Origin of the sequence: Staphylococcus sp. IVB6240 (genome assembly GCF_025558425.1) — a bacterium.
In the GTDB taxonomy this organism is placed as follows: Bacteria; Bacillota; Bacilli; order Staphylococcales; family Staphylococcaceae; genus Staphylococcus.
The window spans coordinates 1,421,348-1,443,620 of the sequence record NZ_CP094718.1; the positions used below are offsets into that span (position 1 = coordinate 1,421,348).

At 34.9% G+C, this 22,273-nt stretch carries 25 protein-coding genes and 2 riboswitches; of the genes, 8 read left to right on the forward strand and 17 right to left on the reverse strand.

What is annotated here, in order from left to right; all coding sequences use genetic code 11:
- Positions 1–107: 107 nt before the first annotated feature.
- Both MUA88_RS06920 and MUA88_RS06925 read right to left on the reverse strand, forming a co-directional pair.
- A complete protein-coding gene (locus tag MUA88_RS06920) occupies positions 108–260 on the reverse strand; it encodes a hypothetical protein (protein ID WP_262603456.1) in 153 nt (50 codons plus the stop codon).
- A 445-nt stretch (positions 261–705) separates the two neighbouring features.
- Positions 706–1,530 (reverse strand): alpha/beta fold hydrolase, encoded by an 825-nt coding sequence (locus MUA88_RS06925; protein ID WP_262605290.1) that lies wholly within the window; start codon positions 1,528–1,530, stop codon positions 706–708.
- Positions 1,531–1,792: 262 nt separating this feature from the next.
- Here MUA88_RS06925 and MUA88_RS06930 point away from each other — a divergent pair, with 262 nt between their 5' ends.
- Positions 1,793–2,773, forward strand: a complete 981-nt coding sequence (locus MUA88_RS06930; protein WP_262605291.1) for a proline dehydrogenase family protein — start codon at positions 1,793–1,795, stop codon at positions 2,771–2,773.
- A gap of 55 nt (positions 2,774–2,828) precedes the next feature.
- Here MUA88_RS06930 and ribH read toward each other — a convergent pair whose 3' ends face one another.
- From ribH to MUA88_RS06965, 7 genes are all read right to left on the reverse strand, one after another.
- Positions 2,829–3,290, reverse strand: coding sequence for a 6,7-dimethyl-8-ribityllumazine synthase (gene ribH, locus MUA88_RS06935; protein ID WP_262605138.1), 462 nt, complete (start codon positions 3,288–3,290; stop codon positions 2,829–2,831).
- Between the two features lie 15 nt (positions 3,291–3,305).
- Positions 3,306–4,487 carry a 3,4-dihydroxy-2-butanone-4-phosphate synthase gene (ribB, locus tag MUA88_RS06940; protein WP_262605292.1) on the reverse strand — a complete coding sequence of 394 codons (1,182 nt, stop codon included), beginning with the start codon at positions 4,485–4,487 and terminating at the stop codon, positions 3,306–3,308.
- A gap of 29 nt (positions 4,488–4,516) precedes the next feature.
- Positions 4,517–5,146 carry a riboflavin synthase gene (locus MUA88_RS06945; RefSeq protein ID WP_262603459.1) on the reverse strand — a complete coding sequence of 210 codons (630 nt, stop codon included), beginning with the start codon at positions 5,144–5,146 and terminating at the stop codon, positions 4,517–4,519.
- Between the two features lie 4 nt (positions 5,147–5,150).
- Entirely contained in the window at positions 5,151–6,197 is a 1,047-nt protein-coding gene (gene ribD / locus MUA88_RS06950; protein WP_262605139.1) for a bifunctional diaminohydroxyphosphoribosylaminopyrimidine deaminase/5-amino-6-(5-phosphoribosylamino)uracil reductase RibD, read from the reverse strand.
- A gap of 173 nt (positions 6,198–6,370) precedes the next feature.
- Positions 6,371–6,511: riboswitch (FMN riboswitch) on the reverse strand.
- Between the two features lie 494 nt (positions 6,512–7,005).
- A complete protein-coding gene (locus MUA88_RS06955) occupies positions 7,006–8,493 on the reverse strand; it encodes an FAD/NAD(P)-binding protein (protein ID WP_262603460.1) in 1,488 nt (495 codons plus the stop codon).
- 313 nt (positions 8,494–8,806) lie between these two features.
- Positions 8,807–9,670, reverse strand: coding sequence for a peptidoglycan release complex glucosaminidase SagB (gene sagB / locus MUA88_RS06960; RefSeq protein WP_262605294.1), 864 nt, complete (start codon positions 9,668–9,670; stop codon positions 8,807–8,809).
- A gap of 174 nt (positions 9,671–9,844) precedes the next feature.
- Entirely contained in the window at positions 9,845–10,066 is a 222-nt protein-coding gene (locus tag MUA88_RS06965; RefSeq protein ID WP_262603462.1) for a hypothetical protein, read from the reverse strand.
- A gap of 196 nt (positions 10,067–10,262) precedes the next feature.
- On the opposite strand from MUA88_RS06965, the gene MUA88_RS06970 reads away from it, so the two are divergent.
- Both MUA88_RS06970 and MUA88_RS06975 read left to right on the forward strand, forming a co-directional pair.
- Positions 10,263–10,736: a sigma-70 family RNA polymerase sigma factor gene (locus tag MUA88_RS06970; protein ID WP_262603463.1), complete on the forward strand. Its 474-nt coding sequence runs from the start codon at positions 10,263–10,265 to the stop codon at positions 10,734–10,736.
- Between the two features lie 302 nt (positions 10,737–11,038).
- The gene (locus MUA88_RS06975; protein WP_262605295.1) at positions 11,039–11,188 is read left to right on the forward strand and encodes a hypothetical protein; all 150 of its coding nucleotides are present in this window, start codon (positions 11,039–11,041) and stop codon (positions 11,186–11,188) included.
- On the opposite strand, the gene MUA88_RS06980 is transcribed toward MUA88_RS06975, so the two are convergent.
- Both MUA88_RS06980 and MUA88_RS06985 read right to left on the reverse strand, forming a co-directional pair.
- Positions 11,185–11,634: a hypothetical protein gene (locus MUA88_RS06980; RefSeq protein WP_262603465.1), complete on the reverse strand. Its 450-nt coding sequence runs from the start codon at positions 11,632–11,634 to the stop codon at positions 11,185–11,187. The two genes, MUA88_RS06975 and MUA88_RS06980, sit on opposite strands and share 4 nt — an antisense overlap.
- Positions 11,635–11,740: 106 nt before the next feature.
- Entirely contained in the window at positions 11,741–12,451 is a 711-nt protein-coding gene (locus MUA88_RS06985) for a transaldolase (protein WP_262605296.1), read from the reverse strand.
- A gap of 166 nt (positions 12,452–12,617) precedes the next feature.
- Between MUA88_RS06985 and MUA88_RS06990 the strand changes: the two genes are divergently transcribed.
- From MUA88_RS06990 to MUA88_RS07000, 3 genes are read left to right on the forward strand one after another with little or no spacing between them, the layout of a single operon-like run.
- Positions 12,618–12,920 carry a hypothetical protein gene (locus tag MUA88_RS06990; RefSeq protein WP_262603467.1) on the forward strand — a complete coding sequence of 101 codons (303 nt, stop codon included), beginning with the start codon at positions 12,618–12,620 and terminating at the stop codon, positions 12,918–12,920.
- A gap of 21 nt (positions 12,921–12,941) precedes the next feature.
- Positions 12,942–13,307 carry a fluoride efflux transporter CrcB gene (gene crcB, locus MUA88_RS06995; RefSeq protein WP_262603468.1) on the forward strand — a complete coding sequence of 122 codons (366 nt, stop codon included), beginning with the start codon at positions 12,942–12,944 and terminating at the stop codon, positions 13,305–13,307.
- A complete protein-coding gene (locus tag MUA88_RS07000; protein ID WP_262603469.1) occupies positions 13,304–13,654 on the forward strand; it encodes a fluoride efflux transporter FluC in 351 nt (116 codons plus the stop codon). The genes crcB and MUA88_RS07000 overlap by 4 nt, the downstream gene beginning before the upstream one ends.
- Positions 13,655–13,694: 40 nt before the next feature.
- Here the strand turns inward: MUA88_RS07000 and MUA88_RS07005 are convergent, their stop codons facing one another.
- Entirely contained in the window at positions 13,695–14,606 is a 912-nt protein-coding gene (locus MUA88_RS07005; protein ID WP_262605297.1) for a nuclease-related domain-containing protein, read from the reverse strand.
- A gap of 188 nt (positions 14,607–14,794) precedes the next feature.
- Positions 14,795–16,000, reverse strand: a complete 1,206-nt coding sequence (gene metK, locus MUA88_RS07010) for a methionine adenosyltransferase (protein WP_262603471.1) — start codon at positions 15,998–16,000, stop codon at positions 14,795–14,797.
- A 111-nt stretch (positions 16,001–16,111) separates the two neighbouring features.
- Positions 16,112–16,220, reverse strand: a riboswitch (SAM riboswitch).
- A gap of 258 nt (positions 16,221–16,478) precedes the next feature.
- Here metK and pckA point away from each other — a divergent pair.
- On the forward strand, positions 16,479–18,059 hold the full coding sequence (pckA, locus tag MUA88_RS07015) for a phosphoenolpyruvate carboxykinase (ATP) (RefSeq protein ID WP_262603472.1): 1,581 nt from the start codon (positions 16,479–16,481) through the stop codon (positions 18,057–18,059).
- Between the two features lie 43 nt (positions 18,060–18,102).
- Here pckA and MUA88_RS07020 read toward each other — a convergent pair whose 3' ends face one another.
- The gene (locus MUA88_RS07020) at positions 18,103–18,873 is read right to left on the reverse strand and encodes an alpha/beta hydrolase family protein (protein ID WP_262603473.1); all 771 of its coding nucleotides are present in this window, start codon (positions 18,871–18,873) and stop codon (positions 18,103–18,105) included.
- Positions 18,854–19,324 carry an RNA deprotection pyrophosphohydrolase gene (gene ytkD / locus MUA88_RS07025; protein ID WP_262605298.1) on the reverse strand — a complete coding sequence of 157 codons (471 nt, stop codon included), beginning with the start codon at positions 19,322–19,324 and terminating at the stop codon, positions 18,854–18,856. The genes MUA88_RS07020 and ytkD overlap by 20 nt, the downstream gene beginning before the upstream one ends.
- A gap of 61 nt (positions 19,325–19,385) precedes the next feature.
- Here ytkD and yidD point away from each other — a divergent pair, with 61 nt between their 5' ends.
- Positions 19,386–19,622, forward strand: coding sequence for a membrane protein insertion efficiency factor YidD (gene yidD, locus MUA88_RS07030; RefSeq protein WP_262603474.1), 237 nt, complete (start codon positions 19,386–19,388; stop codon positions 19,620–19,622).
- On the opposite strand, the gene menC is transcribed toward yidD, so the two are convergent.
- Both menC and menE read right to left on the reverse strand, forming a co-directional pair.
- On the reverse strand, positions 19,613–20,605 hold the full coding sequence (gene menC, locus MUA88_RS07035) for an o-succinylbenzoate synthase (protein WP_262605299.1): 993 nt from the start codon (positions 20,603–20,605) through the stop codon (positions 19,613–19,615). The two genes, yidD and menC, sit on opposite strands and share 10 nt — an antisense overlap.
- A gap of 2 nt (positions 20,606–20,607) precedes the next feature.
- Positions 20,608–22,011: an o-succinylbenzoate--CoA ligase gene (gene menE, locus MUA88_RS07040; protein ID WP_262605300.1), complete on the reverse strand. Its 1,404-nt coding sequence runs from the start codon at positions 22,009–22,011 to the stop codon at positions 20,608–20,610.
- Positions 22,012–22,273 lie beyond the last annotated feature (262 nt).

Sequence of the window (22,273 nt, forward strand, 5' to 3'; positions counted from 1 at the left end):
TATCACGCTTCAACTTGAAGTTCAAGCAGAATCAAATATTCATAAATAATTTTAAAATAGTAGTGTCACTTAATTGTTGAAATTAGTAGATATTTACAAGAAAAACGTTAAATATTAAAGTTCAACTCTTTTTTTTCTAAACCAAATATTAATAACCCAATTACAACTGGTAATAAAATAGGTAGGAAAATTGATCCAATTAAAAAACCTAATATCATTACCAACCAAAATGAGTCTATTTGATAGTTTCCAAATGTCAAAGTTATTCCTCCTCTATTTTATATTTATAATTATATTCAATAAAAAGTAAATCATACTCACTAATATTGAATATAATATAGAAAAAGTAAATACAACTCTACTATTTCTATATAAAATTAAACTTTTCAAGATGATAAAAAGTAAAATATTAAGTATAATAGATAACCAAGTAATCTCAGCGCCTATTATATATTCAAATAAGTAGTATACTAAAGATATTATAACATTGAGTGTAATAAATATTAATTGAGAGTTTAAGACTAAACTCAAAGTTTTTTTTAAATATTGTTTCACCTCAAATTCGAATTATAATTCCATCAGTACCAATAGTTCCAGTAATTAATTTATAACTTAAAACTCCTGAAAAAATCGATTTAACATTAGCATTTACCTATCGTTTTATAAAACTATCTAGCGTTAGCACTATTTCTTTATTATTAAAACTTATGTCAATGTATTTTCATCTTCTACTACAAATCCTGCAGTAAACACACGATTGTTTAAAAAGCTCAAAATATAGCGCATCACCGCTTCACGTTCTGGTTCATTATGGACTTCATGCGCAAGACCTTGCCATGCCTTAAAGTATAATTCTTCATGATCGCACACAGATACGATTTGACGTGTCACATGAATATCAGTCACACGATCCTCAGTTCCGTACATCAAGCAAAGTGGGACAGTTTTCATTTCTTTAATATGATCTGTTGTTTCTTTCATATTTTTAATGACTTCTTGGTACCAATGATAACTCACTTTTTTCAGCATCAAGGCATCATTTAATGTTTCTTCTTGTACTTCTTTATTTGATGTTAAATCCGTTACATCAAACCCTAAATCAAATTTCGCTGACTTCGATACGTCACCAACATTTGAAGCTAAAATATTTTTACGTGTGCGTGCATTATTTTGAAATGCTAAAAGTGGAGAAATTAATACAAGCCCTTCAATATCTAATTCTACTTTTTCAAGTAAATTCATAGATATTAAACCACCCAAACCTACGCCAATCATAAATATAGGAAGATTGTAGCCTTCAGCAATTTTCAGCCACTCTAAAACTGATTCATGATATAATTCAAAACTTTCAACTTGTCCTTTATTCATTCGTGATGTTTGACCTTGACCTGGTAAGTCACCCATAATCACGTGATAACCGTTTCTTCTTAAGTGTGTAATCACATATGCATATCGTCCTGTATGTTCTAAAATATTGTGAACAATCACAACGACACCTTTTACTTCACTAACTGTTTCCCATTTCCACATATCATATCTAACCTTTCTTACTTAACACTTTACATTTCATTATAGCTTGTACAATCATAGAAATGCTAATAAAACCAAATCTTACCTACAAAAAATACGATTATTTAATTTCGCAAATCACTTTATAAAAAAATTAATTACCCGCCATATTTGCGCTTGAACTATTTTGTTGTAAAAATTCATTATAAAAACGTTTTCATCACATTATTGTTCGTGATACACTATTATTAATTAGCAAAACAAAGTAATGGGAGGAATAGAAATGAGCTTATTCAAAGATTTTTTCATCGCATTATCAAATAATGCTTTTCTCAATGCATCAGCTAAAAAGGTAGGACCTTCTTTAGGTGCTAATAAGGTAGTAGCTGGTAATACGATTGACGATGTGGTGAAGACAATTCGTCGTCTGAACAAAAAAAATATTGCAGCAACTGTAGATAACTTGGGAGAATTTGTTAACTCAAAACAAGAAGCAATCGCTGCGAAAGACGATATTTTAAAAATTATGTCAGCGATACATAAAAATGGATTAGATGCACATGTATCTATTAAGTTAAGTCAATTAGGTGCTGAGTTTGATCAACAGCTTGCTTATGATAATGCTTATGAAATCGTGAAACAAGCAGCTGAATACGATCAAATGCATATTAATTTTGATACTGAAAAATATGATAGTCTATCAGATATTACGCATACACTTGACCAATTAAAATCTGAATTTTCAAATGTAGGTACAGTGATTCAAGCATATTTATTCAAAGCTGACGAACTCATTGATAAATATCCTGACTTGCGATTACGTTTAGTTAAGGGTGCCTATAAAGAATCTTCACACATTGCTTACCAAACACGTGAAGAAATTGATGCTAATTATATTCGTCTTATTGAAAAACGCTTATTAAATGCCAAAAACTTTACATCTATTGCAACACATGACCACAACGTCATTAATCACGTAAAAGCATTTGTTGAAAAACATAATATTGATAAATCTAAGTTTGAATTCCAAATGTTATATGGCTTCCGTTCTGAGCTTGCAGAATCAATCGCTAAAGAAGGTTACAACTTCACTATTTATGTACCATACGGTGATGACTGGTTCGGCTACTTTATGAGACGTCTTGCTGAACGTCCTCAAAACTTAGCACTTGCCTTCAAAGAATTCGTAAAACCAAAACCACTTTTCGTTGTGGCTGCATTAGGTTTAACAGCATTACTTTTAGGTAGAGGTAACAAAAAATAATTTTACGTTAAAATCCCCTTGAAGTTTTCATGCTTCAAGGGGATTACTTTTTTCATTATCCAATTGCTTTTAGTAAGTTCGCCATTTCAATTGCACCTACTGCGACTTCCGCACCTTTATTACCTGCTTTAGTACCTGCACGTTCAATTGCTTGTTCGATATTTTCTGTTGTTAATACGCCGAAGATAACTGGAATGCCTGTATCATCACTTGCTTTTGCAATACCTTTTGCCGCTTCATTACATACATAGTCATAATGTGTTGTTGCACCACGAATGACACAGCCTAATGTGATCACTGCATCATATTTATCAGATTGCGCCATTTTTTTGGCAACAATGGGTAATTCAAAAGCACCTGGTACATAGGCAACATCGATATCATTCTCATCCACTTGATGACGTTTCAGTGCATCTAAAGCACCATCTAATAAACGTCCTGTAATAAAATCATTAAAGCGGCTTACCACAATACCAATTTTTAATCCTTGTCCAACTAATTGTCCTTCAAAGTTCATCATTAATTCCTCCAATTATATTAAATGTCTCATTTGATTTTTTTTAACTTGCATATAGTCATGGTTATGTTCATTTGTCTCAGTAATAACAGGAATACGCGTAGCCATTGATATACCATAATGATCTAAGCCTTCAAATTTCTCTGGATTATTTGTCATTAGGTTCACTGATTGTATGCCAAAATATTTTAAAATTTGTGCTGCATTATCATAATCACGCATGTCTGGTGCAAAACCTAATGCTTCATTTGCTGAAACTGTGTCATGACCTTGTTCAATCAATTCATACGCTTTGAGTTTATTCATTAAGCCAATGCCACGACCTTCTTGAGGTAAATAGATAATCATACCCCCATTTTCATTAATATATGACATAGCAAATTCTAATTGTTCACCACAATCACAGCGGGCACTGTGAAAAATATCGCCTGTCGCACAAGCAGAGTGGATACGTACATTCATCTCATCATGTATCTCACCATTAACAATCGCAATCAGTTCTGAACCATCAATCTTAGATGTAAAACCATACATGTCAAATGTGCCATAGCGTGTTGGTAATTCCACCTTTGCTTCTTTTGAAATCAATGACTGCGTTGTTTTGATATATGTGACTAAATCTTCAATATTAATCATGCATAAACCATGCTGTTGCTTAAATAATAGTAAATCATCACCTCTAGCCATCGTACCGTCTTCATTCATGATTTCACAAATGACACCCGCCGGTTTTGCTCCAGTCAATTTTGCGAGTTCAACTGCTGCTTCTGTATGACCCCGACGACCTAACACACCTTTTTCATGTGCAATAAGCGGGAAAATATGACCCGGACGGTTAAACGTTGCCGACGTTGAATTTTCATCAATTAACGCTCTTACAGTATGTGTACGCTCAAATGCACTGATACCTGTCGTTGATGCCACATGGTCAATGCTTACTGTAAATGCGGTAGAATGTGGATCCGTATTATTTTGTACCATTGGATCGATACCCACTTGTTCTGCAATCGACCGATCAATTGGGGTACAAATAAGACCACGGCCATAACGTGCCATAAAATTAATCGTGTCGTCATTCATCCATTCAGTAATAGCGAGTAAGTCACCTTCATTTTCTCTATCATCATCATCACATACAATAATCGATTCACCTTTTTTTAAAGCAATCAATGCGTCTTCTATTTTATCAAATTGCATAATATGTCCTCCTTGGATTCTCTATGCTGTTAAAAACCTGCACGTAATAAGCTATCCATTGATACACCGTTATTTTGACGAGTAATATTTTCAACATATTTAAATAACATATCTGTTTCTAAATGTACGGGATCTCCTTGTCGTTTCATTGACAAAATGGTTGCCTTTCGTGTCTCCGGTATTAAATGAATATCAAAACTTGTTGTTCCTTTTTTGAATACTGTTAAGCTAACACCATCTACAGCAATAGCGCCTTGTGGTATCATCTGCTTCAAAATATGATCCGGTGCTTTAATCGTATAGATCCATTCATTTTGAGATTGCTTAATATTCAGGATTGTCCCTTTGTCATCAACATGTCCTTGTACAAAATGGCCCCCTAAACGACCTGTCGCTAATAAAGCACGTTCAAGATTGACCGGTTGACCTGTGGACAGTGTCCCTAAATATGTTTTATTTTCAGTACCTGTTATGACTTGAACTGTAAACGATGTAGCATCAAATCTTACAACGGTTAAACAAGTACCATTGACACTTATAGAATCACCAATATGCATATCACTTAATATTTTCTCGCATTGAATTGTTAGTTCAGTTGTGGGGTTTTGCTTTTTGATTGATTGAATGGTTCCAATTTCTTCAACGATACCTGTAAACATGACATCATTTCCTTTTCATTTGTAATTTCATGTCAGTATCTATCATTTCAGAATGGACAATTTCAAAATTTGTAAGTTGGTCAAGTGGTGTCACACCATCTGTTTGAAAATATTGGTATTTCCCTCGACCACCTATTATTTTCGGGGCTAAATAAAGGATGAAGGTTGAAATAAATTCAGAAGCTAAAAATTGTGAAGTCAGCTTTGGCCCAGCTTCAACTAATACACGACCAAAACCTCTTTTATATAAATCTTGTAATACACTCTTTACGTCAGTTGTTGGTAGATAAATAATTTGGACATGTGCTAAAGATGTCGTCAATGCACGATTATCTGTATAAATATAGACAGGTGCAAGTTGATCATGAAATATTGCGGCATCCCAGTTAATATGACCAGAATGCGTCATGATAATACGTGCAGGATGACGTCCTTCAGGGATACGTACTGTGAGACTCGGATTATCCGCTTCTAATGTTCCGTTTCCAGTAATAATTGCATCGTGCATATGCCGTAATTGAAAGACATCTTCTTTCACAGCTTTAGACGTAATCCACTGGCTTTCTTGATCATCCGTTGCTTGTTTGCCATCCATACTTGCACTGACTTTCACAGTGACAATAGGGACTTCAGATGTCTTAGATGCAAAAAATGGTGCATATAAGTCTTCGGCAAGTGGGTGTGGCACATATTGCACCTCGATCCCTTTTTCTGACATCATCTCATGTCCTGTTGCTGGAAGTGTGATATCTCTCGCAGCATAAACAACTTTTTGTATGCCTGTTTCGATAATCTTTTGCGCACAGGGTGGTGTTGCACCAAAGTGTGAACATGGTTCTAATGAAACATAAATTGTTGCACCACTCACATTTTGTTCACCCGCCATATCAATTGCTTGAATTTCAGCATGCTTGTCACCTTTTTGAAGATGCGCACCCATGCCAATAATACGACCATCTTTTACGACAACAGCACCTACTGGTGGATTAACACCTGTTTGTCCTTCTACCATTTCAGCTAAACGAATTGCATGTTCTAAATAGTTATTTATTTGGATCACCTCAAATCTAAACAAAAAACCACCCGATTGTTGGTTTCGAGTGGTTGGTTTTATCTTATACTGCTTAAAGTACAAAGCAGATAAATTCAGTAATTTTTCCATCACAAAATAAGCAATAGCTTTATGTTATTTTACACAAAGTATAGCATGTCATGGTCTACTGATTATTCTTCCTCCCATCCAGACTTTTACTGTCGGCTCTAGATTCTCACTAGATCAGCCATAGTCAACGTATCATCGTTCACTACAGGTCGCAGGCTTAAATTACTGCCGGTTGGGATTTCCACCCAGCCCCGAAAGAATATCATTATGAAATTGTTTGAGATTCAAGATACGACACAGTGGTTATTAAAATCAATGTTTTCTTACACTTACGATATGTATCAAACAAAGCGTGAAATGTATTCAACATGGCCACTGTTCGAATATAGCTTAACGCATTTTAAGAATCTTGACAATCGATTTGCAACTAAATTTTATAATATAGAGGTAGTAAGAAAAGCGTTTAGAATTTGAGCAGTATCGAAGCAATGAAGTAAAATCGTTTTTTGATTTTGTCTCATTGCAACATTCTGACGAGAATGCTATTTGTCAAATACTGATATCATGAGGTTGTAAGTGGTGCGCTTTGGGCTTAAGCGGAACACAAGCCATTTTTTTTAATAAATTGTGGTGTTCTGTCGAAAATCTTGCGCCTTGAACAGCGACACCACAAAGTTGAAAAAAGAATATTTGGGATTCTATTGAATATTCTGCTCCTTAAATACTGACATTTATTCACTATAATAGCCATAAACGTTTATACCGTTTCTTGGCATTGTTCTAATTCTGAATAAAGCTGTTTCACGCTATTGACTACTTGTTGTACAATCATTGTAACCCCATTACGTTCAAAATTAACACCATTTGTCATTTGTCCAAATGCACGTAGATTTGATAAAGTTCCATATCTTGGGCTAATTACTTCATTTGTTTCTGGCACAATTTGAATCCCTCCTGTTGGATGTGCTTGCACAATATGCTTATCTGCCATATCAAGTAACAATCCATCTGACGCATCCAATTGATCCAGTTTTGTTTTCGGCCCTGTCGCATTGATGACAACATCTACAACTGTATTATGCTGTTTATCTTCAAATGCTAATTGATATCTTCCGTCTATATTTTCTACTTTTTCTAAACCCGAATAAATTTTAAGCTTTTTATTCTCTATTGCTTCTATAATAAACTGCGCTGTATCTCTCGGCATGGGATTCATATTTTCTTTGAAGTAGTGATGATATCGATCTAGAAATAACATCTGATCCTCATAGGTGAAACTATTCCAAATCCAGTTCATATTGTCTTTCAGCGTCATCAAAAAGCTTTGTAAGCGGCCTAATGATTCGGCGTGAGACAAATCATAACTTAAGTCTTCTACAACATCCCCTGTTCTGCGATCCAGTAAAGATGAGAGTGGAATATCTAATAATTCACATTCCTGATGAACGAGTTCGATGGCCTTTTGTAAGGGAACGACACCCATATTTTCTGATTTTATTTCATCAAATGCTGATTTAGTTAAAAATTGTAATGTAATAGGCACCATTTCTCCCCGAACGCTTGGTAACTTTCCACCTCTACTTGCTAGTGTTAGCGATTGATTATGATGATTTAACACATATCGAATGACATCTAAACTGGCAAGACCTGTTCCAATCACAGCAACTTTATCGTGTTCTGATACTTCATCTAATGTGTGGTTGGCTGGATAGGGTTCATGGATATAACGTGGTAATCCTTTTAACTGATATGGATCATGATATGATAGCGTTCCAATTGTAAGAAAAACATAATCATATGTAGCTGTAAACTTATCTTTTTGTCCTGCACTGACAATGATCTTTTTAGCATGAATATGTCTCGATTGCTCAACAATACCGATTTTTGTCACTTCATGAGGAATCACACGAATATTATTATAATGATTGATATATTTATCTAAGTAACTCTTCATATAATGACCAAATACAAAACGTGGTAAATATTCTGCATCATCATAGTCAAAATCCTTCTGCGTATCATACCACTCATGAAATTCTTTTATGTTATCTATATTGAGTGACAACATATCTGCTGGTACATTAATCAGTAAATCATCGCTATCATTTTGGAACGGTTCCCCTTGTCCCATATTTTTTGTATTATCAAAGATGTCAATTTCCAATTGCTCAAATTTTTCGTTTTTGACAAGTTGTCTCAAAACACTGACACCTGCCGTGCCCATCCCAATAATTGCTACTTTCATATTTCATCACCTTCAAAATTTCATTTCATTCATTTATACCCTAATTCAAACAAAATTGTACATAACCTTTTAAATTTATTCCTTCAATATGATCATATTTGTTGTCATGTTATAATGATTAAAAGGACATCTATAAAACTTTAACCTCTATATGATTCAAACAAATTTAAACTTAAAAATCTAAACTGCGAGGTGTTTTCATGTTTAAATTTTTAATGAAAGTTGCAATTTCAACAGTCATTCTTTTTTTCACACTCGGACGTAAAAACAAAGCACAATAAAGCGTTAGTCGCTCTATTGTGCTTTGTTTATGTTAATAATTTTTTCCATCTTGATGTTTCGTATCGCCTTTATAAACATACCAGTTAAAATATTTACCTTCTGTTTTTAAATCTTTATAGAAATCAGCGATAATCGTTGCATTACTTTTTGCCCAATTGATATCTGTGGCATATTGATGTTCCCCAGGATCTTTAGGATTCCATCTCATACTATATAATGTATTTTGATCTTCATGCGATAAGTAATGGTCATGAATAAACTTCGCACCACCATCAATAGCCTTTTCAGGTGTATCCCAACCTTGTTTCTTGGCGTACTCTGCACCTGTCTTAATTGGGTCTTCATCTAAAGCACCCACACCATAAAAGTTGTAGTACTTTTTACCATCAATTTCAACACCATTAGATAATTCTGATACAACAGAACCTGTTTCTAAAAGTGCATGTGAAATGAGATAAATCTCATTCACATGTTGCTTTTTCGCGGCTTTAATAAAGTCATCTGTATGATTTAATAATGTTGGATGTTCATAAAGCATACGTTTTATTCTGTTTTTATCAATCCCTTGATATTTTGATAAATCTAGGAATTGATATTTTTGACGCTCATCATCCATAAATACTGAACTATCCATTGCATCTTTTATCTCAGCATCTGACGCATCACGCCAGTTTGTATTATCTTTATTTGATACTTGTTGACTTGTGTAATTATTAATCTGTTTTTTTGCGGCTTCTTCTAATGTTACATTTAATGTTTCCACTGATTCGACTTGGTCAACTGATTCAAAGAAAATCTGATCCTTTATCATATTGAAAAAAGTATAAGCTGCTAAAACAGTGATAACCAAAAGCCCCACAATCACAATGATTGAACTTTTGTTATGTTGCTTCATCGACACACCTCTTCAGAATGTACTTATAATGATTTCACACTCGAACTCAAATTTTACCATTATCTTATATTTTTCACAATTCTATTTAAGTGATGTTACAGATAAATAAAAGAACAGTAATATCTATGTAACTTTATGCATACACTGTTCTATAGGATAACGGTTTTTTGTAAATTACAATGGTCGTTGATAATCCATTAGAATATAACTCATCGCTTGTGAACGGCTTTTATAATAATACTTTGTCAAATCAACAGTACCTTCTACATCCCCATCACGGTACATCATTTCTCGTTGAATGTTATTGATCATAATAAAATCTGCATTATCACGAATCTTATCTAAATCTTCGTTGCGTGCAAAAAAGTGTACTAAGTTGAAATGTTCGTAATCCATTACGATTCCCCCATCAATTGATATATTAAAAATAACAAATTCATTTGAAATGCATCATTTCTTACCATTTTACGCTTATTTATTGGTAATAATCAATGTTTAAAACATAAAATACCATATATCAACATATGCAACAATCTTGAACTTATGATAGAAATACTGTGACCGGTCAAAAAGATGGAAGGAGACTCACTTTATGAACTTTAATGACACTTTCGAACGCTATCACAAGTATATTCACTACTTGCTACATTCTTTTCATATTCGCTATCATTATGATGAATTTTATCAACTTTTACTGATAAAATTATGGGAACTACATGTCTCTTTTGACGCCTCACGAGATACAAAATTTCATTCTTATATCACTTATCGCCTCAGATATTATCTGATTGACCTCTTACGACAATCCAATCGTTCTCCTCAAATAGAATCATTAGATACCGCAGACATACCACTTCAAAAAACACATGATAACGACTTATTATTTTCCATTCAGCAATGGGCATTAAAACTCCCTTATACACATCGTCACTGGCTTTTACTTTACTTACGTGGCTATACTCAAGTAGAAATAGCAGCACGGTTAAATCGTTCAACCTCATCTATTAAAAACTATAAAAAAGCGACCCTCAAAGCTTTACGACAATCTTACTTTACCGAATACTAGGAGGATACACTGTGCATTCATATTCAAATATGGCTTTTGAATCATTGCTTTATATTAAAACATCACAACATTCAAATCAAAATCTAGATTTATATTTTTTAACGCATCAAACACATACGTCTATAACACTTTCTAAACTAATAAAACACATTTTAAAATCTCACAATAAGCACGGTTACACTCAAAAAGAACTCATACATCAACATCTAGGGACACATCATCTCACGCCAATATACATTTCCCCACGCCTTATTTTATGTCCTTTACAATCACATCGTGCGCCCATCCAATATATCATCAATATGCCCCGTGTAGTAGGCATGACTTCACAACAATCTGAAACAATCATTGTATTTAAACACAACCATCGCATTACCGTTCCTTATCCAATAGCTGTATGTTTAAAACAATGGAAAGCTGCTCAAATCCTCTCACAACTATCAGATATTTAGTTTACCTTATTATATTTATATTCAACTAAACGCTTCGTAAAGAATGCATTTGCTACCTTCATCATGACTATGGCACCTACCATTAATAATACACCACCTAATAATGCAGCAATAACTGTCAATGTTGAAAGTGATACTTGTGGATTAATAAAGTAATTTGCCGCATTTAAACTTAGCAACATACCTGTAATTAAAACACCTAGTAAAAGGATGTTTGTAATAAACAGTCCTAATAAGGTCATGAATAAATGACTAGAATCGACAACTTTATCCTTAAAGACATGTTCTTTTAAATAAAAACTCGCAAATCTCCCAGGTGTTTTAAATTTGTTTTGAATATCAGCAATATGTTCTTCACTCAGTAATTCAGCAAGTTTTGATTTCTCTTTGCGATTCAAGTACCATAATTGCTTTTCCACTTTATATTTATATATCTTATGTTCCATTTCTTACTCCTTGTCTCTATTCTTTAAAGTCAATCATCACATAAAAAAACGGGAGCGACAAGTACCAATTTGATATTTCATAGGTACACGTCGTTCCCATTTCAATTTATAAAATACTTAAACCAGACGCTTGAATATCTTTCGCAAATCCTTTAACCGTATCAACAGATAATGATTCAATATCACGACCGATATTCGAAACTTTTTTCACGACATCAGCTGGACAAGTAATAATGTCTGCACCGATTTCGTCTGCTTGAATGACATTAAATAACTCACGGCAGCTTGCCCATAATAATTGCACGCCTTTTTTGCTGTGCGTGATGCGAACTGACTCTTTCATAAGTGGTAGAGGATCAACACCTGTATCTGCAATACGTCCTGCGAATACAGAGACATATGTTTCAACACCCTCTGTAACTGCATCTGTAATCGCTTGTACTTGTTCGATTGTATAAACTGCAGTGACATTTAATTTAACACCTTGTGCTGATAACTTTTCAATCAATGGTAACATCGATTCACCTTTTGTGTTAACAATTGGAATTTTAACAAAAATATTTTCACCAAATTGCTGAATCACTTTAGCTTCTTTTTCCATTGTTTCCATATCGTCACCGAAAACTTCGAATGAAATTGAAGCATCTGGAATTGCTTTGACAACATCTTGTGCGAAGGCAGTATAATCTTTAACCCCTGCTTTAGCCATTAAACTCGGGTTCGTTGTGAATCCGTCTACTTCTTTATTCTGATATGCTTGTTTCATCTGTTCGATGTCTGCACCATCAGCAAATACTTGTACTTTTAATTCAGTCATAAATTTGCCTCCTAATGATTGATACATTTTATTTATTTTAGTTATAACATTTTACCTCATTAAAAGCTATTTTTAAGCTTTAATTAAATAATAAAAATACGCTAAACCTTTATTCTTAGTTCATAAATATGCTATTATTACAAGCGATCATAAAGGAGGCAGTCACATGTCTAAATCGAAAAAATATTTCTACTTAACCATATTATTAATATTAGCAAGCTTTTATTTTAATGCTCAGAATCCTATTTTAAATCATCATTTTGACTCAATTATTAAAATTATTATTGTGAGCAGTGTCATTAATGCACTGATTCTTATCTTCGCCATTCGCTTTGCTGATAAATCCATTAAACATTTACCTGAAAAGAGAAGTTGGATTCATCGTGCAGCAAAATTTCTTCCATGGCTGCTTCTTATTGTACTATTGATTCATTTAATTGCTGCAATCCATACATTTGGCATTATTTAATAAGGAATGAGGCAGAGATTCTTGAAATATTTTATGATATTTATCGGTGGTAGTTTTGGGGCCTTGTTGAGATATACTTTATCTTTTTTGCCACAAATGTACTCACTTCCAATCGGTACATTTGTAGCTAATTTATTAGGCGCCTTTTTAATGGGCTTTTTCACTGCAACAACATTGCGACTTCTCACAACGCATCCGCACATAAAAAAAGGACTAACAACTGGTTTCATCGGGGCGCTGACAACATTTTCAACTTTCCAATATGAATTGATACAACTATTTGATACACAATCATGGGTAATACTCATTTTCTATGGATTGTTGAGTTATATCGGTGGCCTGATAAGTTGCTTTTGGGGATATCGTTTAGGAGTGGCAGCATCATGACAATACTTCTAATACTGCTAGGTGGTGGTATGGGTGCTACCTTGCGTGCCATGCTAACTGATATAATTAACCATTATGTGAAAACACCATTCCCTGTCGCAACAAGTTTAATTAATTTGTTAGGAAGTTGTCTTATTGGATTTCTAGGTGGTGTGTTCATCACCACAATGCCGTTATACAGTTTATTTATTACTGGTATTTTAGGAGGATTCACAACATTTTCTACTTTCCAACTTGATCTTGTTCAGCAACTCAAAAAGCGTCAATGGATACAATTTGGCTGTTATAGCCTCTTACAATTTTTCGGTTGTTTTATTAGCTGCTATATTGGAACACAAATATTATAAAAAACCTGCATGCCTTAAAATTGGCATACAGGTTTTTTGATTAATTATAAGATTCAATTTCATCCATAATTGCTTGCAAATCATTCACATCATATTGAATACGACCATGGAATACATATTTGTTAAAGAATTCATTCAGTTGTTCAGGTCCAACAAGTACCTTTGTTTTACTTTGTGGTGCATAACTTGATAATGTCACATCACCATCATGTTTTGGGTTGAAGTATAAAATCGGTGTTGGTGTATATTTATCATTAAGTTGATGTTGTAACTTAGCCGCCACCGCTTCAAGGCGTTCAATATGCTTAGAATAATCAACGATAGAAAGTTGATGTGCTTGATCATCACTTTCATCCAATACAATCGTTTGAGATGTCGTTTCGTCTAATTGCAGTGTTTTGAAAACTTGTGCCATCATTGGGTTTTCTTCAAACTGATTGCGCGTCACACCTTGATAGACATGCCCTTTTAACAATTGAGAATCGATGATATACAATCCCGTACGTGTAAGGACTAAATGACTAATACGTGTAATATCATTCAAATCATCAGTTGGCATAAAAATGTTGGCCATGATGTGCATATCTTCTGGTCGAATACGTTTCTCTTTGACTAAACGTTCACGAATACCTAATAAACGCATATCTGTAACATATTCACTACTATTGTTTGAAAATAACTTCAACGCATCGATTTCTCTGTTTTTAGAAGAAACCATTGTTTGGTAATCTTCTTTATGTTGCGTTTCTGCTTTTTTCTTTTCAATACGAATTTTTTCTAACTCTTCTTCATGTGACTTTGTTAACTGTTCTTCTTTTTCTTTGTATTGTGTTTCATATCTTTCCTGTGCTTTCTTTTTTCGATTAAGCGCAATCAAGAATAAAATAAAACATATGATTGCAATACCTACAGCAACAAATAAGCCTATTTCCATCGGGCCAAACTGTGTCATATTTAAAATCCTTTCTTTTATTTACATTTATACGTTGATTGCGGTAAAAACACTAAAGATTTTAGCAGAACCAAACTGCTCGCAAAATTACTATATTATTTTCATAGAGATCGTTTCAGTTCTACCGAAACCCTTACCTTTGAACACCATTAATCTGTATCTTTAAATATACATCAATCATAAGTGATTTATTTAGCTGTTTGTGCATGAACAGCTTCTTTTAATACACCCACTTTATCCGTGTTCTCCCATGGTAACTCAACATCTGTACGACCAAAATGTCCATATGCAGCAGTCTGTTTATAGATAGGACGTTGTAAGTCTAGCATTTGAATAATACCCGCTGGTCTCAAATCAAAGTGTTCACTTACTGCTTGAATTAACGCTTCTTCTGGGACTGTTCCTGTTCCAAATGTGTCAATGGCGATAGAAACTGGTTGTGCGACACCAATTGCATACGCTAACTGTACCTCGCATTTTTCAGCAAATCCTGCTGCAACAATATTTTTGGCAACATAACGTGCAGCATACGCTGCAGAACGGTCTACTTTTGTAGGATCCTTACCAGAGAATGCACCTCCACCGTGACGTGCATAACCACCGTACGTATCAACAATTATTTTTCTTCCAGTTAATCCTGCATCACCTTGTGGTCCACCAATCACAAATCGGCCAGTAGGATTAATGAAGAATTTTGTTTTATCATCTAATAATGCTTCAGGTACGATTGGATAAATTACATGTTCCTTAATGTCACGTTGAATTTGTTCAAGTTCAACTTCTTCATGGTGTTGTGAAGAAATAACAATCGTATCAATACGTTTGGGTTGATCATTTTCATCGTATTCAACCGTCACTTGAACTTTACCGTCTGGACGTAAGTAATCCAATGTTCCATCTTTTCTAACATCAGTGAGACGTTTTGCTAATTTATGTGATAAGTCAATTGGTAGTGGCATAAATGAATCTGTTTCATTTGTCGCGTAACCAAACATTAGTCCTTGGTCACCTGCACCAATATTTAACACTTCATCATTAGAAGCATTTCGATATTCCAATGCACGATCTACACCTTGTGCAATATCTGGAGACTGTTCGTCTATCGCAGTTAAAACGGACATTGTTTTATAATCATAACCATACTTGGCACGTGTATATCCAATCTCCTTAACTGTTTCTCGTACTACTTTAGGGATATCAACATATGTCGACGTAGATATCTCACCTGCAATCAGTGCCATCCCAGTTGTTACTGTTGTTTCACAAGCAACACGTGCGTGGGAATCTCCTTTTAAAATCTCATCAAGTATTGCATCTGAAATTTGGTCAGCAATCTTATCCGGATGACCTTCAGTTACTGATTCTGAAGTAAATAATCGTTTATTATTTGTCATAATATGCTCCTTTAAAAATAGATTACGAACACTCTCTTTATCTGAGCTCAAATAAAAAGAGCCTTTCACCACTACAGCACATACATAGAGTGAAGGCTCAACGTCCATTCGCTCTTATCGTTCAGGTTCATCACCTGCAAACGGTTTGGCACCTTTCTTCGTTAAAAAGAGGTTGCTGGGTTTCATTGGGTCCATGTCCCTCCACCACTCAGGATAAGAGAATCCGTTGCTTTTATATTACATAAGTTTTGTGCGCATGTCAATTTCATAAATCTATTTGAATATAGAATTACAATTATAATGAAAGCGCCGTCAAAAAGCGATAATTCTCGCTAAATACAAATAAAAATCCACTATAAAATTACTCAAAAACATATGACATTTTTTTGGATTTTTTGTGGGGATTATGTGCTAAATATGTTATACTTTTTAATTGTAAAGGCTTACATTAAAGAACAAACTATTGGAGGGATTCATCATGTCATTTGATACAAGTGCATTGAATGCATTAATTGACAAACCTACTTCTCATCTGCAACTTACAAAAACTGAACTTTATAATAAGATTTTAAGTCGCAATGAGGCAGAATTGACAGAACTTGGGGCGATTAACGCAAAAACTGGAGAATATACGGGGCGTTCTCCAAAAGACAAGTACATCGTCAATAATCCACAAGTCATCGATGACATCGACTGGGGTACTGTAAACCAAGCCATTTCAGAAGATAAATTTTTAAATCTTTACCATCAAGTTTTAGAATACTTAGATGCAAAAGATGAAGTATTCGTATTTAATGGCTATGCTGGTAGCGATAAAGATTCCCAACTTAAGTTAACTGTCGTGAACGAATTTGCATGGCACAACCTGTTCGCACAAAACATGTTTATTCGTCCGAACTCAAAAAGCGAAGCAGAAAAAATAAAAGCAGACTTCACTATTATCTCTGCACCAACATTTAAAGCTGATCCTGAAAAAGATGGCACACGTTCAGAAACATTCGTTATCGTATCATTCAAACATAAAACAGTCTTAATTGGTGGTACTGAATACGCTGGAGAAATGAAAAAATCTATCTTCTCTGTCATGAACTACCTATTACCAAAACGTGACATCATGAGTATGCACTGTTCTGCAAACGTAGGCCGCAAAGGCGATGTTGCTTTATTCTTCGGTTTATCTGGTACTGGTAAAACAACATTATCAGCTGACCCTGATCGTAAGTTAATCGGTGATGACGAACACGGTTGGAACGAAAATGGTGTATTTAATATTGAAGGTGGTTGCTATGCGAAAGCAATCAACTTATCAGCTGAAAAAGAACCACAAATTTTTGATGCCATCCGTTATGGTACAGTACTAGAAAACTTGGTTGTTGATGAACATGGTTACATTGACTTTGATGATAATAAATATACAGAAAATACACGTGCAGCATATCCTATCGAACATATTGATAATATTGTTGTACCATCAAAAGCATCACATCCAAACACAATTATTTTCTTAACTGCCGATGCTTTCGGTGTATTACCACCGATTTCTAAGTTAAGCAAAGATCAAGCGATGTATCACTTCTTAAGTGGTTTCACATCTAAACTTGCAGGAACTGAACGTGGCATTACTGAGCCACAACCATCATTCTCTACATGTTTCGGCGCACCTTTCCTTCCATTAAATGCGAAAGTTTATGCAGACTTACTTGGTGACTTAATCGATAAACATGAAGTAGACGTATACTTAGTGAACACTGGTTGGACTGGTGGCGTATATGGTAAAGGTAACCGTATCGAATTGAAATATACACGTAAAATGGTTAACAGTGCCATCAATGGTTCACTGAAAAATAGTACATTTGAAGAAGATGAGATTTTTGGTTTGAGCATTCCAACTGAAATCGAAGGCGTACCAACAACAATCTTACAACCTAAAAATGCGTGGCATGATAAAGATGCCTATGACAAACAAGCAACTGACTTAATTGAACGTTTCCGTGAAAACTTCAAAAAATTTGGCGAAGAAACACAACAATTACAACAAACTGGTGGTTTCAAAGGCTAATAACATCCAAAAAAGAGAGACAATGCGATTGTCTCTCTTTTTTTTAATCTTTTCCTTCAACTTTATTCATCCAATTTTGAATGTGTTCTAAAACCTCAGCTAATGCATCCGGTCTTGGTACATGCCCTTCCAACATTTGATAATATGTCTCATAGCGTGCCCTTTTTTCTTCTAAATGATTAGCTAAGTGATAAGCTTGGTGAATCCCTACTTGTTCATCCAAACCCCCATGTACAATGAGAATCGGTGGCGCAGTGTGGTCAATGATACTCAGTGCATCGCGTTGTTGATAGGCTTCTGGATGCTTTTTAGGATGACCTACCATCCGACGTAACATGCCTCTCAAATCAACACGTTCTTCATACATAAGACGTATATCAGAAACACCACCCCAAATAATGTAACTCGTCGCATTGACAGCTTGAAACGTTAACAAGCCTTGAATACCCCCACGTGAGAAACCAATTAGATGAACTGGGGTATCTGGATACATTTCTTTAAGAATAGCCACACCAGCAATCACATCTTGTAGATCATCACCTGCAAACGCATCACGTCCATGACTGCCGTTATTCCCACGATAATAAGGCGCAAATACAAGTGTAGACTCATTGGTAAACTGTAACATTCTACCCAATCGGACACGACCTACTTGTCCCTTTCCACCACGAAGGTATACAACGATACGGTTTATTGGTTCCACTGGTGTGACTAACAAACCACGAACAAGCACACCATCCGCTTCATATTGGACCTCTTCAACACGATGAGAACCAATATCTGCTGGCATACGTTTATAACTGATAAAATCCAAGTGACACCATCCTTTCTACACAAACTAATATCGCCTCATCAGATAATAAAGTACTTTTTTTATTGTCAGGAATTTCATCAATATGAGATACAGTGATTGGACCATTCGTCTCTAAGTAATTTGATTTTTTCTCAATGTCCTTCACAATCACTACATAGACATCTTTTTTGAATGAAGTTGGTTGTGCATGAACCGTATATTGTGCGATGTAATAAAATGTTTCAATGGTTGCCCCTGTTTCTTCATATAATTCTCGCTGTAGTGCATCTTCACTCGTTTCCCCTGCTTCACACTTACCACCCGGAAACTCTATGCCTCGAACTTGATGGTCCGTCATTAACAATTGCCGATTATAAATCGGTAACGCTAGTACATGATCCCCATCAGCCACGTCATGTTGTGCACAAAATTTTAATGTCACACGTTGATTTGTCGCATCTATAAACTCCACAATCCAATCTCCCTTCATTCTATGTTACAATATCTCTAATCATTCATATGGAGGCCATTGCATGAAAACTTTATTTATTAAATGTATTCGTTTCTATCAGCGATTTATTTCACCTCTTACACCGCCGTCATGTCGCTTTTATCCAACATGTTCGAATTATGCTGTAGAAGCCATTCAAGTACACGGTGCACTTAAAGGAAGTTGGTTGGCCATCAATCGTATTTTACGATGTCATCCTTTTCATAAAGGTGGGTTTGATCCCGTACCATTAAAGAAAGACAAACATGATCATAAATAACGCTTTAACATAGATTGTTTAACAACAGGTGGTTCAAAATGCAATCGCCCGTTGTTTAAACTTCCTGACTTTTCAACAATATCCTCTTCAAAATAATAACCTGTCGGCGATATATCTCCAGCATAGTCACCGTATTGACTTACCAAAGCCGTAAAGTAACGGCTAAGCCCCAATTCATACATACCACCTACAACCACTGTTACACCTTGTTTGTGTAGCATCTCAATTAACGATAAAGCACGATCAATACCACCTACTCTAAATGGTTTGATCACGACTACCTGCACATCAAACTGATTAACAGCATTTAAAATTTCATTTTCATCTGTTGCATGTTCATCGATCGCAATAGCTGGCATATTCTGTATTCCTTGTCCATCAATTAAATATGGAAAAGGTTCTTCAATATATGCTAAACGATATGATGACAATTGTTCTAATAATGGCAAATCTTCCTCACATAATGTTTGATTGGCATCCGTGCTAATTGGAATCTCCGGATACATGACCGTTAACATTTTCACCTGTTCTACGATATGTCGATTCCACTTAATTTTGATACGTGCCACATGATCCAAACGCAAGAGACGCTTTTGCATATCCCCATTAACCGTTACTGTCATTGGTACATCAAATGAAGGCAAATCATGAAACATTTGGTATAACACCATCATGATAGTTGCCCGTGCAGCCGGTGTATCATTTAACATGTCTGCTATTTTCTGTGCTTCATTAAAATCACGTATTTCCTGGTCTTTTATTCTCTCAAACCAATCTGTTAGGTTTTTTTTGACTGAATCAATTGTCTCAAAATGATACCAATCAGTATCAAACGCATTGCATTCCCCATACCATTCTTTCCCAGTCTCATCTACGACACCGATTAGTAGCGTCTTTCGTACAATCATTGTTGTTTTCGGTGTTTGAATTTTATGTTTAAAAGCTGGTGCATAATCATAAAAATGTAACTCCGATAATTTCATCGTTATTCTCCATTCAATAACTGTCTTTTTAATTTGCCTGTACTTGTATAAGGCAATGATTGAACATATTTTATTTCTTTTGGCAACTTATACTTTGCAAGATGTTGTGATAAAAATGCATACATCTTTTCAATTTGTATATCTCCCACCAAATATAGAATTGGGCGTTGCCCCCAATAATCATCTCTAATACCTACGCACATTGCATCTGATACTTCAGCATGCATCTTAGCAACACGCTCTATTTCATTCGGATAGATATTTTCACCACCACTAATGATTAAATCTTTTCGTCTATCATGGATTACAACGTATCCATTCGAATCCACACTAGCGATATCACCCGTTTTGAAATAGCCTTCCTCATCAAATGTATTTTGCAAGCCTTCAGGATAAAGATAACCATCCATTACATTATCTGCACGCACACATAGTTCGCCATGGCCCTCTGAATTAGGCTGTACAATTTTAAGTTCACCATCAAAACGTCCGACAGCCTCCGGATTTATTGCGAGCATATCTGGACTTGCTGTTAAAAATTGTGAACATGTCTCTGTCATGCCAAACGAATTATATATTGGCAGTTGATATGATAAAGCTAATGAGACAAAATCACGCTCTAACTTCGCGCCGCCTAACAAAATCTTTTCAAGTTGGTAAGGCTCTGTCAGCCCATTATCCATTAACCGTTTTAAAGTTAATGGTACCAATGACATATGTGTTATATTTTTATGTTTTACAGCATCCAACACCTGTTGTTCATCAAACTTCGACATTAAATAAACTGTGAAACCATACAGAACACTACGTATCACAATACTTAATCCAGAAATATGATAAATTGGCAATACTGTTAGCCAACGCGTTTCACTATCAAAGCCCAGATCTGACAAACATCTTTCAGCACTTGATTGGTGATTTGAAAATCTTTGAGGTACTGCTTTTTGTGTTCCTGTTGTACCAGACGTAAACATGATGGATGCAATAGATTTCACATCAAAAGGTGCTAAACTTCGCGTCCCTTCTTTTACTAATATATTTGAAGCAACGTAGCAATTAAAATACTGAGGGAATTGGCTATCCATGTAACGCGATTGATAATTATCACTCACTACAATCGTTTTAACTTTAATAGACTGCATCTGTTTAATCACTTCTTCATCCGTTAAACGATTATTAATCATCGCAATTTCAATTTGGTACAACCAAGCACCGTGAATCAATGCAATTGCTTCTATTGAATTATCAACAAGTAGCCCAATTCTTTTTTCTTGCAAGGCTGCGAGACCACTTCCATACTGCATTGCTAAATTCAATAATGACTTAAATGTCAGTTGCTCTCGCGCAGTTTCAACAGCTATTGCATTTGGTGTTTGATATGCACGTTGTACAAGCCAATGTTCCATGAATCTTCCTCCAAAAATAATGTTCCTTCCTTATTATAGACACAATTGAAAGCGAATGCATGATTCATGATTATCTTACTCAAACTATTTATATCGATATATTACAAAAGTGCCATACATAGTAAAAACCACAAGAATTCTGTAACTTTATATCTATTGTTATTTTAAAACATTTATATCAATTATCTCCTATATTGTTGCAAATAAGTTATACAAAGACTCGCATAGACAGGCTCTAAAAAATCATAATATCTTAATATTT